This window comes from Streptomyces sp. NPDC008125, from assembly GCF_042957125.1.
Classification (GTDB): Bacteria; Actinomycetota; Actinomycetes; order Streptomycetales; family Streptomycetaceae; genus Streptomyces.
Genome location: NZ_JBIBHR010000005.1, coordinates 56,757 through 70,509, shown reverse-complemented (window position 1 = coordinate 70,509; position 13,753 = coordinate 56,757). Strand labels below are relative to the sequence as shown.

At 70.9% G+C, this 13,753-nt stretch carries 11 protein-coding genes; 5 read left to right on the top strand and 6 right to left on the bottom strand.

Annotation, left to right across the window (positions count from 1 at the left end; translation table 11 throughout):
- Nucleotides 1-48 precede the first annotated feature (48 nt).
- The gene (locus ACFZAX_RS10410; protein ID WP_390960607.1) at nucleotides 49-2,622 is read right to left on the bottom strand and encodes a discoidin domain-containing protein; all 2,574 of its coding nucleotides are present in this window, start codon (nucleotides 2,620-2,622) and stop codon (nucleotides 49-51) included.
- 1,373 nt (nucleotides 2,623-3,995) lie between these two features.
- Nucleotides 3,996-4,163, bottom strand: coding sequence for a DUF5670 family protein (locus ACFZAX_RS10405; protein ID WP_386889842.1), 168 nt, complete (start codon nucleotides 4,161-4,163; stop codon nucleotides 3,996-3,998).
- 282 nt (nucleotides 4,164-4,445) lie between these two features.
- Here ACFZAX_RS10405 and ACFZAX_RS10400 point away from each other — a divergent pair, with 282 nt between their 5' ends.
- From ACFZAX_RS10400 to ACFZAX_RS10385, 4 genes are all read left to right on the top strand, one after another.
- Nucleotides 4,446-4,865 (top strand): ATP-binding protein, encoded by a 420-nt coding sequence (locus ACFZAX_RS10400; protein ID WP_390960606.1) that lies wholly within the window; start codon nucleotides 4,446-4,448, stop codon nucleotides 4,863-4,865.
- 1,010 nt (nucleotides 4,866-5,875) lie between these two features.
- A complete protein-coding gene (locus tag ACFZAX_RS10395; protein ID WP_390960604.1) occupies nucleotides 5,876-6,307 on the top strand; it encodes a DUF6221 family protein in 432 nt (143 codons plus the stop codon).
- 217 nt (nucleotides 6,308-6,524) lie between these two features.
- Nucleotides 6,525-6,818, top strand: coding sequence for a hypothetical protein (locus tag ACFZAX_RS10390; protein ID WP_390960603.1), 294 nt, complete (start codon nucleotides 6,525-6,527; stop codon nucleotides 6,816-6,818).
- 28 nt (nucleotides 6,819-6,846) lie between these two features.
- A complete protein-coding gene (locus ACFZAX_RS10385) occupies nucleotides 6,847-7,332 on the top strand; it encodes a hypothetical protein (RefSeq protein WP_390960602.1) in 486 nt (161 codons plus the stop codon).
- 268 nt (nucleotides 7,333-7,600) lie between these two features.
- Here the strand turns inward: ACFZAX_RS10385 and ACFZAX_RS10380 are convergent, their stop codons facing one another.
- From ACFZAX_RS10380 to ACFZAX_RS10365, 4 genes are all read right to left on the bottom strand, one after another.
- Nucleotides 7,601-9,508: a rhamnogalacturonan lyase gene (locus ACFZAX_RS10380; RefSeq protein ID WP_390960601.1), complete on the bottom strand. Its 1,908-nt coding sequence runs from the start codon at nucleotides 9,506-9,508 to the stop codon at nucleotides 7,601-7,603.
- 150 nt (nucleotides 9,509-9,658) lie between these two features.
- Nucleotides 9,659-10,003, bottom strand: a complete 345-nt coding sequence (locus tag ACFZAX_RS10375) for a DUF1232 domain-containing protein (RefSeq protein WP_390960599.1) — start codon at nucleotides 10,001-10,003, stop codon at nucleotides 9,659-9,661.
- 86 nt (nucleotides 10,004-10,089) lie between these two features.
- Nucleotides 10,090-10,344 carry a WhiB family transcriptional regulator gene (locus tag ACFZAX_RS10370; RefSeq protein WP_390960598.1) on the bottom strand — a complete coding sequence of 85 codons (255 nt, stop codon included), beginning with the start codon at nucleotides 10,342-10,344 and terminating at the stop codon, nucleotides 10,090-10,092.
- A 77-nt stretch (nucleotides 10,345-10,421) separates the two neighbouring features.
- Complete coding sequence (locus tag ACFZAX_RS10365) at nucleotides 10,422-11,528, bottom strand: SpoIIE family protein phosphatase (protein WP_390960597.1); 1,107 nt, start codon at nucleotides 11,526-11,528, stop codon at nucleotides 10,422-10,424.
- Between the two features lie 354 nt (nucleotides 11,529-11,882).
- Between ACFZAX_RS10365 and ACFZAX_RS10360 the strand changes: the two genes are divergently transcribed.
- A complete protein-coding gene (locus ACFZAX_RS10360; RefSeq protein WP_390960596.1) occupies nucleotides 11,883-13,634 on the top strand; it encodes an LCP family protein in 1,752 nt (583 codons plus the stop codon).
- The last annotated feature ends 119 nt before the right edge of the window (nucleotides 13,635-13,753 follow it).

The following is a 13,753-nucleotide window of genomic DNA, read 5'->3' as shown; positions in this document are numbered from 1 at the left end:
GGGTCACACCGGCCCGAAGGCCGGTGTGACCCGTCGACTACCCCGGAATCAGCCGGAGAAGTTCGTCACCGTGGACGGAACGGTGTCCGTCCCGAACGCGGGGGCACCCGTGTCGTTGATGACGTGGTTGTAGCGCCCGGCCCCACCGAGCGAGACGGCCAGGATGCTGTGGAACTTCACGCCGGACTTCACGGGGACCTGGAAGCCCCGGTCCGTCTCGATGCTCGTCAAGGTGAAGGCGCAGTAGCTTCCCACGCCCCAGGCCTCGTGGGTGTTGACGGCGGGGTCGACCTTGTACGCCGCGTACCCCTTGCTGCTGCCGTCCATCCACTCGGCCTGACTGGGTACGTCGTACGCCTTCTCGTTCTGGAAGAAGATCGTTCGTCCCCGCTCGCCGAACCACTCGACGTCGTACTTCTTGAAGTGCTCGACGAAGAGCCCGGTCGCGAGGACGTCGTCGCCGTGGACCAGCAAGCCGTTGTCGGAGGCGTTGACGTTCCAGCCGACGCCGGAGCCGTGGTCGGCCCGCCAGATCCAGGTGTGGTCGATGATCGTGTCGTCGCTGTAGATCTCGACGGCCGTCGTGGCCTTGCCCGCGAACTGGCCGCCCACCCGCACGAACACGTCCTGCATCGAGGTCGGGTTGTTGGCGTGGTCGGTGTGCACGCCCTGCTTGCCGATCTCCAGCAGGGTGGGCGAGTTGGTGGTACCCGCGTCGATCAGGAAGCCGGCGAGCTTGACACCGTCGACGTCGGCGACCTTCATCGCGGTGACGCCGTTGTCAGGGACGATGGTGGCGAGGCCGAGGCCCAGGACCACCGTGTCGGCGCGGTTGACCTCGATCGTGCGGTCGAGGTGGTAGACGCCCGGGGTGAAGAGCAGGTGGAGGCCCTGCGCGAGCGCCTGGTTGATGGTGGCGGCCGAGACGCCCGGCTTGGCCACGTAGAACTGGTCGAGGCCGATCGACGTTCCGGGAGTCGAACCGTTGGCCCAGCTCACGCCGCGGGCGTTGACCCGCTTGGAGGGCACGAACACCTTGTAGGTGGAGCCGTCGAGGTAGAGGTACGGCTTCTCACGGCTGACCGGGGTGGTGTCCAGGGTCGTGTACCGGGGCTCCGGGAAGGAGGTCGCCGGGGCGCCCTCGGTGCCCGAGAAGACCATGTTCCAGACCGAGTTGGTCCAGCCGCCGATGGAGCTGTCGCGGGTGTACCACTGCTGCTGCGAGTACGGGCCGACCGTGCCGTCGATCTTGGAGTCGGCGATGTACCCGCCGCTCGCCCAACCGTAGCCGGACGGGGCGAGGTTGAGCCCGCCCTTGACGTGCATCCGGCGGAACGGCGCGGCCTGGGCCACCGCCCAGCGGTTGGTGCCGTCGTACGGGGCGATGGAGAGGTTTTCCGTGGAGCGCCAGAAGTTCTGCGTCGCGTTGCCGTTGAACCATCCGGCGTCGACACTGACTCCCTTGACGGTCACGTCGTCGGGGTTGCGCCCGAGGCCGAGGACCGAGGTGTAGAAGCCGGTGTTGACGTTGACGTCGTAGCTGCCGGGCTTGAAGGCCAGCGCGTAGCGGCCCTCGCCGAACTGTGCCGACTCCTGCTGCTGGTAGATCGTGTCGATCTGCTGCTGGATGGTGGCGGCCGACATGGACGGATCGAAGACCTTGACGTTGGGGCCGAGGTCACCGCCGCCCTGGATCGGTGTCGTCGTGGAACCGTCCTGCACGTGGACGGCCGCTTCCCAGAGGGAGTAGCCGTACGCGGTACCCCGGGCCGTGCCCGCGATGCGGAGGTAACGCCCCGAACCCTGCACCTGGTAGGAGGAGTTGCCGCCGGTGGCGCCGGTGACCTTCTTCAGGTCGGTGAAGGTGGTGCCGTCGGTGGACGCCTGGATGGCGAAGTCCTTGCCGTAGGCCGCCTCCCAGGAGAGGTCCACCTGGCAGATGTTCTTGACCGCGCCGAGGTCGACCTGGATCCACTGGGGGTCGGTCGCCAGGCTGGACCAGCGGGTGGCGCCGTAGCCGTCGAAGGCGGAGGAGGCCGGGGTGCCGACGCCCTCCGCTGAGGAGGCGGTGGCCGTACGGTTGAGCGCCGCGTTGGCCGTACCGCACTGGCCCGAGCCCGTACCCGGGTTCGTGGTCCCGGACGCGGAGCCGTAGACCTGGAACTCCCAGAGGGAGTAGCCGTAGCCCGTCGCCCGCACGGTGCCCTGGACCCGTACGTAGCGGCCGGTACCGCTGACGTCGAGCGTGTCGATGCCGCCGTCCCCGTCCGACACCGTGCGCAGGTCGGTCCAGTTCGAACCGTCCCCGGAGACCTGGATGCGGTACCCCTTCGCGTACGCGGCCTCCCAGTTCAGCACCACCTTGCTGATGCTGGACGACGTGCCGAGGTCCACCTGGAGCCACTGGTTGTCCGATGCGGCGCTGGACCAGCGGGTGCCGGTGTCGCCGTCGACCGCCTTCGCGGCCGTGGTGCCGCCGTTCTCCTCGGAGGATGCCGTCACGGTCCTGCCCTGCGACAGCAGGACCGGCGTGTCCGCGCCGAAGGCCGGTGCTCCCAGGACGGGGATGGCGAGGATGCCCGCCACCACTGCCGCCGCGGCTCGGCCTGGTCTGAATCTCATATGTCGCTGCTCCTTCTCGGAACGCACACCGCAGCCCGCCGACCGGCGGACCACCCTACGGGAGAGCGCTCTCTCACCCAGCCGCACACCCCGCCCGTCAGAGTGCGTGAGGGTCCATCAGAACTGATGCAGAGAGGAGAACTCGGAGAGAGCGCTCTCCCGGCGCATACCGTAGGAGGAGGCCCCTGGACCGTCAATAGATGCAGCAGAGATCGACCGACGGCTTCGGACGGAGCGGGCGGGCAGGCGGCCGCGAAGCGCCCGCCACCAGGCCAAACCCTATGCGTGACAATGAAGTTGCCGCAGTGTCGGCGTGCGGGAAATGGAGGCGCCACCGTGCGGAGCGACGCCCGCCCGTTCATCTTCGCAAGGTTTCCGGGCCGGACCACGATCCGCCCGCAGAGCCGTCCACGGGTCCCGGGAGCGGCGAGCCGGATCCGTCCGACCTCAGTGGATGATCGAGATTCCGGACGCCTTCGCCCGTGCCACCGTCGGTCGCGAGGGCGTGCGCGGAAGAGCATGGCTCGACGAACCATCCCCGCGCGTCGACGGCGCGCTCGACCGGTGGGGTTGCGTCCCGGACGGGCAGGTCACCCACGGCGGCGTCGGGATCGTCGTACCGGTCCGGCGGCGCCCCGGGGAGCCGGCTGTGATCAAGGTGCCCTCCCTTCCCTCCGGGCAACGTCCCTGTACCGGACGGCCTCTCGGTGTGGGGCGGTCGCGGCGCCGTACTGCCGCACGAACGGGACGACGTGCGGTTCGCCATGCTCCTCGAACGGGTGGATGCGTCCACGCTCGCGGAGTCGGCGGACGGTGACATCCCCGCCGCCGCCACCGGGCCCCTCAGCCACAGGCTCGCCGTCCCCCACCGGCCGGCCTGCCCCGGCTCCGGGAGGAGGCGGACCTCCGGGAGGAGGCGGACCTCCGGGAGGGGACGGACCTCCGGGAGGAGCCGGACCTCTGGGAGCGGGCGGACCTCCGGGAGGAGGAGCTGCGTGCCCACGCCGTACGGATGCCGCACGCGGTACCGGGCCGGGTGGTCGACCATGCAGGGTCGACCGTCCGGGAGTTCGACCGGACCCAGCCGGACCCAGCCGGACACTGTCGTCCACGGCGATCTCCACGGCCGGAACATCCTGCGTGCCGGAGCGGACCGGACCTCGACCGTGTCACCGCCTTTCGCCGCGCACCTCTCGGACCTGCTCGCCCCGGCCTCCTGAGCGCCTGCGCCCCGCCGTTCAGCCATCCGGCTGACCGGCCCTCCGTCGGTCCTGAACGGAACGCGGGTGGCCCCGGCGACGTCGCGTCACCGGGGCCACCCGCAGACCGGCAGTGGGTCAAGAATCCGTCCCGTCAAGAATTGCGGGCCGGATTCACCAGCGGTACCAGCGTCCCTTCCGGCCGCTGGAAGCCGGGCGCACGAAGAAGCCCAGCAGCCACACCACCAGTACGATCACGGCGATCCACCACAATGCCTTCAGCGCGAATCCGGCGCCGAAGAGAACGAGAGCGAGAAGCAGGACGAGAAGAAGCGGGACCATGATTATCAACCTCCGGCCTTTCATGTGCCCGCCCTTCCGAAGAACACACCTTCCTCGCCCGAGAGGCTTCCGCCGACCGTCGCGCACCCGCGTCCTGGCCACCGTGACCAGCTACGACGCACTCCCGCACGCCCGAGCGCACCGCGCGCACACGAAGGGACTTCACGCGCCCCGCACACTTTCGCACACTCTCCGCAACCGGTCGACGGGCTCCGTTCTTGAACTCTTCCCTTCGGGGTATATGAGGAGGGACCACCGAATTCTCTTGACGGGGTAATTCATATGCACCACCACCAGGTTCTGACCAAGGATTCGACCTCCCGTGACTCACGTGTCGAATTCGTCTGCAAGCCGCAGCGCGCCGCCGAGGCCCGGGACGCGATCGCCGCCTTCCTCGAACAGCTCGATCCACCGCCCCGGGCCGACGCGGTCCAGAACCTGCTCCTCCTCGTGTCGGAGCTGGTGACCAACGCGATCCGTCACGCGGGTGGCGTCTGTGCGCTCCGGCTCGCCGCCGATCGCCGGGTCCTGCAGATCCGGGTCTCCGACCACAGCTCCGCGCACCCCCAGGACCGCACGCCCGATCTCACGGGCCGCACCGGCGGCTTCGGCTGGCCGATGATCCGGCGACTCGCCCACGACGTGCAGGTGCGGAGCCGGGAGGGCGGCGGGAAGGTCGTCGTGGCGACGGTGGCCCGCTGAGGCGCGTACCCGAGGACCGGCCGCGCCGGGCCGCGCACAGACCCCTCACCGCACGCGTCGGAGGCGGAACGGGTGGGCACTTTCGGCCCACGCCCGACAACACCGCGAGCGCGCCCGCCCGAAGACTCGACGCGCGCACCCGTGCCCCACGGCCTCACGAGCCCACCCACTCCCGACGGCGCGGCCGGCGGGTGCGCGGGCGACGGGTCCCGACCGTCGGCCACTCGCCGTCGACGCCGACGGTCAGGCGCTGGTCTCCTTCGTCCAAGGCCCCGAGCACGCCCTCACCACGGCGCACCACCCCATGCCCGCGGCGCTGCCGGCGCTCTGGTGCGGCGGCAGGGTGCTGCTCGCCCACGACCGGTACCGGAAGTCCTGGAAACTGCCGGGAGGTGAGCCACCGGCAGCACCGGGACCGGGCACTCTGCGGGCCCGGGAGGACCGGCGTCGAGCCGCTCGGCGAGCCACGCGGCATCGCGCTCCTTGAGCGCCTCCTTCTCCGGCGTGAGCGTGCCGGCCGGGCCGTCGGGGCGCCACCGCGACTGCAGGCGTCTGTCGAGCCGCACTTCGGTCGGTGACCGGCGGAACCCACTGTCCACGTGCAGGTGCACGTCGTCACAGTGCGGCCACGGCTCCCTCGCCGGCCACAGCACCGGGCCGCCGACCGAGCTGTCCCTGACCGAAGGCGCACCCGGGCGCGGACGCACCCGCATCGCAGGACGTGCCAGTGGAGCCAGTTCGGGGAAGACCGCCGTCACCTCGACCGGCCGTGGTGGCGTAGTGCGTACGAGTCCCATGGCGGTGATCCCGCCACCGGCCACTGCCAACGCCCTGCCGCCCGAATCCGTATCAGCGCCCGACCGGCCGCAACCGCCGACCGGCCCGGCCGTATCAGCACACCTCCTCGGTCGCACCCCGGGCAGTACCGCATCCTTGAGCCATCCGTCGGGCGCGGCGGGACGATCGTCCGCCCGCACGGCCCCACATCCGCGACAGCGAGGAACCGAACCATGCCCGAAGCTCTGGTGGCCTTTCTCCGGGCCCGTCTCACCGAGCGCGAAACGGCGGCGCTCGCGGCCGGAGGCGGGGGCGACGACTCCTCGTGGCGGGCCCTGGGTACGGGTGTGTACTCCGCCGCCGCCTCACTCGCGGACGACGTCCCGCCGCTCGCCACGACCGGCCCGGAAGTCGGCGGGTCGGACGAGGATGCCGCTCTCGCCGAACACATCGCGCTGCACGACCCGGCGCACGCCCTGCGGGAGATCGAAGCGGTACGGCAACTCCTGAGGCGCTACGAGGAGCCCGGGTCGAGCGACGCGCTGCCGGACTCGGCGAACCGCCTCTCGGCGGCCGCGGAGCGCGGTGCCCTCCTGTTGGCCGTACGCCACTTGGCGCTGCCCCACTCCGGCCACCCGGACTACCTCGCCGTCTGGCGTCCGTGACGGCGCGGCACTCCCGCCGTGGCGCTACCACGGCCCGGTGATGCGGTGACTCGGCGTCGGCGCCGGATTCCCGTGGGTCGGCCAGGGCCGGGGTGCCAGCGGCCCCCACCCCACCTCTGGGCGGGGGCCGCTGTCACCGGCCGCGGCAGAGCACTCGAGGGAACCTCACCCGCTGCCGCTCCGTTCGATGTCGGAGCTCCCGGGCACACTGCACCGCATGACCACCTACCAAGGCCCCGCAGTCGCGTTCATCGGCTGCGACGAAATCCCCGTCACCGCAGACCTCGCCGTCCAGGTGGGCCGCGGCCTCCGGTCGTGGGCCGGTTCGCTCGAAGCCGACCCGTCCGTCGACTGGTACGACGACGGTCCCGCGACCCTGCGACTGCCGGACGGCCGCGAGGGCGAGTTCGTTGCCACGTCCGGTGACGCCGGATCCGGAAGCGTGGAGATCCGGGGTAGCGGCCCCGCGCCGTTCGGAGAGAAGGAGCGGGAGGCGGAGGCCGGCCCGTAGTGCGTCCCGCCTTCCGCCGCCCGCCGGCTTGACGGAAACACTCGGCGGCCTCGAAGGCCTGTTCCAACTCGTCCCGGATGCCCCGGTCGCCGAAGAGGTCTGCGACACGGTCGGGAATCCCGAGCACGGTTGGTCCGGTCGTGACCGGATGCAGGCCCTGGACCGGAACTGGAAGGTCTGCTCACAGAACTTCGCCGCCGGCAAGAAGATACCCCTCGACACGGAGCTCGACTTCGGGGCGGTGAAGCTGGAGGAGGAGTGCCCCGCCAGTGACGCCGAGGCGCCCGCGCAGGCCGGTGACAGCATGCCGGACCTGGCCGGTGAGTCCGTCAAGGCCGCCCGCGGGGCGCTCGGTTCGGGCACCTCGGTCACGGTGACGGACGCGCTGGAGGACCGCATGGTCCTGATGGAGAGCAACTGGCAGGTGTGCACCCAGGCTCCCTCACCCGGGGCCGCCCTGAACGGGCGGCCTGTCGAGTTCACCGCGGTGAAGTTCGAGGAGAGCTGCCCGTAGCCCGGCCCCGGCGCATTCCCGTCGCCCGGCCGCGGAGCTTTCCGATCCTGCCGCTGCACGGTCGTCAGGCGGACTGCCGACAGCCACGACTGCACCGATGCGCGGAAGCGGTCCGACCACGGCCGGGCGTCACGAGACGGTCCCGACTCCCGCCTCCCTGTGGATCTCCCCGGATTCTCCCCGGCGGGCCTGAGGGTATGAGAACGGCGGCTGCGAGAGGTTCCCCGGCAGCCGCCATTTTTCATGTGCCGGAATCACGATTTGCCAACTACGGCGTGGTGATGGCCGGCCGCGGGGCCGTCGGCATCCCACTGCCGATGGCGAAGCTCGGGTGCGGCGGCTGGTTGTAGGCGGTGTTCTGCCACGCAAGCGCGGTGCGGTACTGGGTGTCGTGGAGCAGCGTGGTGATCCGGGTCGTGGTCTCGTAGGGCGTGGAGTAGATGCGCAGCGCGGTGTTGTCGGTCGTCGGCCAGACGACCTCCTCGCGCCAGTCGCCGAAGAGGTCTCCGGAGATCGCGGGGGTGGCCTTCGTGCCGTTGTTGGCGTGTACGGAGGCGCCGGTGAGCAGCCGGGTGTCGGACGAGGTGCCGTACTTGTCGATGTGGGTGGAGTCGAGCAGTTCGCGGGTGGTGTCGCCGTCCCACCAGGTCAGGAAGTTGGTGCTGGACGGCTTGCGGGAGGCGACCACCGCACCGGTGGGGCTGCGTACGCCGTCGGCGGCCGAGGACCAGGATTCGGCGCCGGGACTGCCGGACCAGATGTCGCCCGAGACGCCCCGCCCGTTGTCCCCCGAGGCCGGGGTCGACCACAGGATCTGTCCGGTGCGTGCATCGGCCATCCAGGACGACGGTTTGGAGGCGTCCTCGTCCACCTTGAACTCCTCCAGACCTGCCCGGGAGGGGTCGAGGTCGCCGACGTGCTGGGCGTCGCCGTGGCCGTTCTTGGTGGTCCACAGGGAGGCCCCGTTGTCGTCCACGGCCATGGAGCCGTACACGATCTCGTCCTTGCCGTCGGCGTCGACGTCGGCCACGGAGAGCTGGTGGTTGCCCTGGCCGTCGTAGCCCCGGCCGGTGTTGGTGGAGCTGGTGGTGTCGAAGGTCCACCGCCGGGTGAAGGCACCGCCGCGCCAGTCCCAGGCGGCGATGACCGTACGCGTGTAGTAGCCGCGCGCCATGATCAGGGAGGGCCGGGAGCCGTCGAGGTAGGCGGTTCCGGCGAGGAAGCGGTCGACCCGGTTGCCGTACGAGTCGCCCCAGGAGGAGACGGTTCCCCGCGCGGGTACGTAGTCGACGGAGCCCATGGCCGCGCCGGTGCGGCCGTTGAACATGGTCAGGTATTCGGGGCCGGTGAGGACGTAGCCCGAGGAGTTGCGGTAGTCGGCGGAGGCGCTGCCGATGGTGGTGCCCTTGCCGTCGACGGTGCCGTCCGCCGTCTTCATGGCGACCTCGGCCCCGCCGTCGCCGTCGTAGTCGTACACCTGGAACTGCGTGTAGTGCGCGCCCGAGCGGATGTTGCGTCCGAGGTCGACGCGCCACAGCCGGGTGCCGTCGAGTTTGATGCCGTCGACGATGGTGTTGCCGGTGTAACCGGACTGCGAGTTGTCCTTGGCGTTGGTGGGCTGCCACTTGAGGACGAAGTCGAGGGCTCCGTCGCCGTCCAGGTCGCCCACGGAAGCGTCGTTGGCCTCGTAGGTATAGGCGACGCCGTCCGGGGTGGTACCGCCGGCGGGTGGGGTGATGGGCACGTCCTTGTACCCGGCGCGGAACTGGATGGCGTGGACGGAGTCGGCCTGTTCGGCGCCGCCGACCACGGCACGGACGGTGTAGTCCGCGGTGGCGGGTGCGCCGGCGTGGAAGTAATTGGTCGAGCCGGTGATGGGCGAGGCGTTGACCTTGGTGCCGGCCCGGTAGACGTTGAACGCGACGGCGTCGGGGTCCGTGCCGAGCCACCGCCAGCTGATCAGGTTGCCGCTGTCGGTGTGGACGCTGACGACGCCCCGGTCCAGTGCCTCGGCCTGTCGCAGGGTCGCGGCGTGCGAGGTCTGGCCCGCGGCGACGAGGCCGGCGGCGGCCAGCAGACCGGCGGTCAGCGAGCTGATCAGCGCGCGGGTCCGCGCGGTCCGGCGGCGCCTGCCTCGAGGGTGGGGGGAACGGGCTGAAGCGGATGTGGGGTTCACGGTTCGCACTTTCGGCCGGGGGCGGGTGACGGGTTGCGTACGTCAGTCGCCCCCGGCCTCAGAAAGGTTGCCGCCTCCCGCGCCGTCTTCGGCCGCCGGTGGCCGCCCTCCGAGGGCCGCCGCGCGAGCCGTCCGCGCCGCCCCGCACGCTCAGCCGCCGTCGGGCGTCGCCCTCGGCAGGGTCTTCTCGGAGCTCAGCCGCCCGGCACGGCTCGCCCGCGCCCCCACGCCGGCCGCGCTCGCGGCCGAGTGCAGGGAGCGGAGGGCGACGAGGAGGAAGCCGATGTCGTCGAGGTAGACGGGGTCGGGGATCAGGTCGACCGGTGAGATCGTGTAGATCACCGAGGCCCAGAACAGGGCCTTGGACCGGAGCGGGATCCCCGCGTCCGTGAGGAGCTTGCGGGCACGCACCACGCGTACGAGCAGGACGGCGGCGACACCCATGGTGAGCAGCGCGGCGACGGCGCCGATGACGAGCCAAGCGGTGAGGTCCATGGCTCATCGTGTACCCGCTCGGGGGCCGCGCACGACATCCGGACGGTAGCAGCCAGGTCCCCCGGCCCGCCCCCTCGGCCCGATCCTCAGGCGCGCTGCCCGGCCTTCCGGCGGTCGCGGCGCTTGAGCGCACGCCGTTCGTCCTCCGCGAGGCCGCCCCACACCCCCGCGTCCTGGTTGTTGTCGAGGGCCCATCGCAGACACTGCTCCCGTACGGGGCAGGTGCGGCAGACCGCCTTGGCGTCCTCGGTCTGGACGAGTGCGGGCCCGGTGCTCCCGATCGGGAAGAAGAGGTCCGGGTCCTCCTCGCGGCAGGCCGCTCGTGTGCGCCAGTTCTCCATGGTTCCCACTTCCGGTGGCCGGTTGCGTGTTTTCGTCTCCCGTTGTCGGGTGACCGGCAGCCGGGGACCGAAACCGGCTACCACCGAAAAGTTGTCTCCGGGGGGCGGTGCAGGGCAAGCAGGGCCTGGTCGTCCTGAGGCCGGTCGCCCGTGTGACGGCGGACGTCGCGGATCAGTGCGTCGAGGATCTGTCCCGGGGCGACCGGGTCGCCCAGAGCGATGCGGCGCCGGGCCAGGACGGGCAGCCGCTGGGCGGCGTCGTAGAACGTCCCCGTGCTGTCGCGCGACTCGCTGACGCCGTCGGTGTAGAGGACCAGGGTGGCGCCGGGCGGAAAGGCGAAGGTGTCGATGGGCGCGGTCCAGTCCCGCAGCGCGCCGATGCCCAGCGGGGGCGCTTCCTCGGAGGGTTCGAGCAGGGTGGCGGTGCCCTCCACGTCGAGCAGCACCGGCGGCGGGTGCCCCCGGTTGACGAGGCGTACGGACGACAGGTCTGCCGCGAACTCGGCGAACAGGCCCGTGGTGAACCCCTCGGCCCGTTCCAGTCCGCCGCGGCGGTCGCCCTCCCGGGTGAGGGCCCGTTCCATGGCGCGGACCAGGGCGGCGAGGTCCTCTGCCTCGTCGGCTGCGTACCGGAAGGCGCCGAGGTCGGAGCAGACGGCGCTCACCGCGCCGAGCCCCTTGCCCCGGACGTCTCCGATCAGGGCGCGGACGCCGTGGGCGGTGGCCTGGACGACGTAGAGATCGCCTCCGATGAGGGCTTCGTCCTCTGCGGGGACGTAGCGTGCCGCGACCCTCAGGGAACCGATGCGTTCGGGCGGGTCCGGAAGGACGGCGCGCTGGGCGACTGCCGCCACTTGTCTGGCCCGCAGGGTGTGCGCGTACTGCCGCTCCAGCCTCCGGTTGATGAAGAGAGCCAGCACGGTCACGGCCACCAGGGTGAGCTGGTTGGCCACCCCTCGGCGCCAGCCGAAGGTGCCGTCGACGCGGGCGAGGACCGCGTGCACGGCCATCGCCACGAGCCCGGTCAGGACGATGCCCCGGGGCTGCAGCAGCGGTCCCGCGACCACGGGTGCGGCGATGAGCAACGGCGCCGAAGTCACCTCGTGCGGGGTGAGCAGGTCGACGACGACCGCCAGCACGATGACGCCGGCGGGGATCCACAGCACACTCCTCGACTGCACCACTCCCCCACGCTGCACGCCCCGCCTTCGGTCCGCATCCCGGCGGGACGCGATCGGGCGGTGCCGTGCGGGGCTGGGGCCTTCCGTCTGGATCATGCCGGGATCGGCGCTCTACGTAGGGCAATGGCCAAGGCGGCGCGAACTCATCGGATGATTTCAGATGAATTGCCCGGATACGGGAGCGTCAAGACTTTCCCCGTCTTGGCCCAGCGTCGATCCAGGCGGATAGGGTGAGCGATCCGGTGCACCGGCCACGGGGGCAATCCCGAAGTCATGGGTCTGGTGACACCTTGTACGAGACCCGAGCGTCTTCAGGGGGAAGGCGCCGCGTGGCCCCGACGGAGGATTCGGACAACCGTGGACGCGCAAGGCCGTGGGCGGGCGGACGACATCGACCCCGCAGACCAGTGGGTGCTCAACCCGAGTACCGGCGAATACGAACTGCGATTGACCCCTTCCGCACCGCAACCGGGCAGAACGGGTGTTCCGAGCCCGCGGGGGCCGGTCGGGGGTGAGGGTGGCGGCTCCGGCCGGACACGGACCGGGCCGGAGCGGGACGCCCGGGCCCCTGGCCGTACGGAGTCGCCCACCGGTCTTCCGTCACCCAGCAGGCGCCGGGGAGCTCCCGCGGAGCCTCCCGGGCGTCGGGGGGCGCGGAACAAGCGGAAGCCGAGGACCAAGCGCGTTCTGCTCTGGACCGGCGGCACGATGGCGTTCCTCCTGGTGGCCGTCTCCGCCGCGGGTTACGCCTACCTCAAGCACCTGGAGGGCAACGTCACGACCACGGACGTGGGCGACGCCGGGGCCGCGGGCTTCAGCAAGGACAAGGCCTTCAACATACTGATCATCGGCACCGACAAGCGGACCGGCGCCGGCAACGAGGGTTACGGCGACACCGGCAGCGTCGGCCACGCCGACACCAACATCCTGCTGCACGTCTCCGAGGACCGGACGAACGCGACGGCGCTGAGCATCCCGCGCGACCTCATCGTCGACGTGCCCGACTGCCCGACCAAGCAGGAGGACGGCACCGAGAAGATCGTGCCGGGGACGCAGCACGTCCGCTTCAACACCAGCCTCGGCCAGGACGGCCGCGACCCGGGCTGCACCATGCGTACGGTCAAGGAGACCACCGGCATCACGGTGGACCACTTCATGATGGCCGACTTCAACGCGGTGAAGACGCTGACGACCGCGGTCGAAGGCGTCGACGTGTGCCTCGCCAAGGACGTCGACGACCCCGACTCGCATCTGAAGCTCAGCAAGGGGACGCACACCATCCAGGGCGAGCAGGCGTTGGCCTTCCTCCGCACCCGGCACAGCTTCGGCAACAAGGGCGACCTCGACCGCATCGCGGTCCAGCAGCAGTTCCTCGGCTCGCTGATGCGGAAGATGTCCTCCAGCGACACGCTCACCAGCCCCACCAAGCTGGTGAAGCTCGCGGAGGCGACCACCAACGCGCTGACCGTGGACACCGGCATCGGCAAGCCCAGCACGCTCAAGGACATGGCGCTGGAGCTGAAGAAGGTCCCGCCGAAGAACATCTCCTTCACCACGGTGCCGGTGCTCGACAACCCGGACGAGCACCCCCCCGTGACGGTGATCGTCAATGAGGCGGCCGCGCCTCAGGTCTTCCAGGCCGTCTCCGACGACGTCTCCCTCACCGAGGTGAAGCAGAAGAAGAAGGAAGAGGCCGCCTCGGTCGCCGCACGCCTCAAGGGCGCCCAGTCCGCGGCCGCCGACGTGCGGGTGCGGGTCCTCAACGGCGGCGCCGAGGGCGGCTCCGCCGGGAAGACCGTGGAGTGGCTGCAGAACGAAGTGGGCGTGGCCAAGTCCGAGAACGGGGCCAACGCCCCGGAGAAGCTCGCGAAGACAACGCTGGAGTACGCCCCCGACCAGGCGGACCAGGCCCGCAAGCTCGCCGCGCTGATGGGCCTGTCCGGGTCGGCGATGAAGCCGGGCGAGAGCGTCGTCAACGCGCAGGGAGTGCCCGCCATGACGCTGACCCTCGGCAAGGACTTCAAGGGCGCGGGGGTCTCCCTCACCGCTCCGGTGAAGCCGCCGGAGGTCACCAAGTCCACGGCCGACCAGGCGAAGTGCGCGGAGTAGCCGCGCCCCGGCACAGACGCAACGCCGGGCGGGGGCCAGGCAGGTCAGGGGCCACGCAGCTCAAGGCGCCCGACAGGCGGCCCCTGCACCGCCCGGCGGCCCGGCGGCGGGCCGCCGGG

What these genes read in the sequence shown, in the direction of transcription:
- ACFZAX_RS10390 (WP_390960603.1), top strand. Translation starts at nt 6,525, where the DNA reads ATGACCACCTACCAAGGCCCCGCAGTCGCGTTCATCGGCTGCGACGAA.
- ACFZAX_RS10410 (WP_390960607.1), bottom strand. Translation starts at nt 2,622, where the DNA reads ATGAGATTCAGACCAGGCCGAGCCGCGGCGGCAGTGGTGGCGGGCATC.
- ACFZAX_RS10395 (WP_390960604.1), top strand. Translation starts at nt 5,876, where the DNA reads ATGCCCGAAGCTCTGGTGGCCTTTCTCCGGGCCCGTCTCACCGAGCGC.
- ACFZAX_RS10370 (WP_390960598.1), bottom strand. Translation starts at nt 10,344, where the DNA reads ATGGAGAACTGGCGCACACGAGCGGCCTGCCGCGAGGAGGACCCGGAC.
- ACFZAX_RS10375 (WP_390960599.1), bottom strand. Translation starts at nt 10,003, where the DNA reads ATGGACCTCACCGCTTGGCTCGTCATCGGCGCCGTCGCCGCGCTGCTC.
- ACFZAX_RS10405 (WP_386889842.1), bottom strand. Translation starts at nt 4,163, where the DNA reads ATGGTCCCGCTTCTTCTCGTCCTGCTTCTCGCTCTCGTTCTCTTCGGC.
- ACFZAX_RS10400 (WP_390960606.1), top strand. Translation starts at nt 4,446, where the DNA reads ATGCACCACCACCAGGTTCTGACCAAGGATTCGACCTCCCGTGACTCA.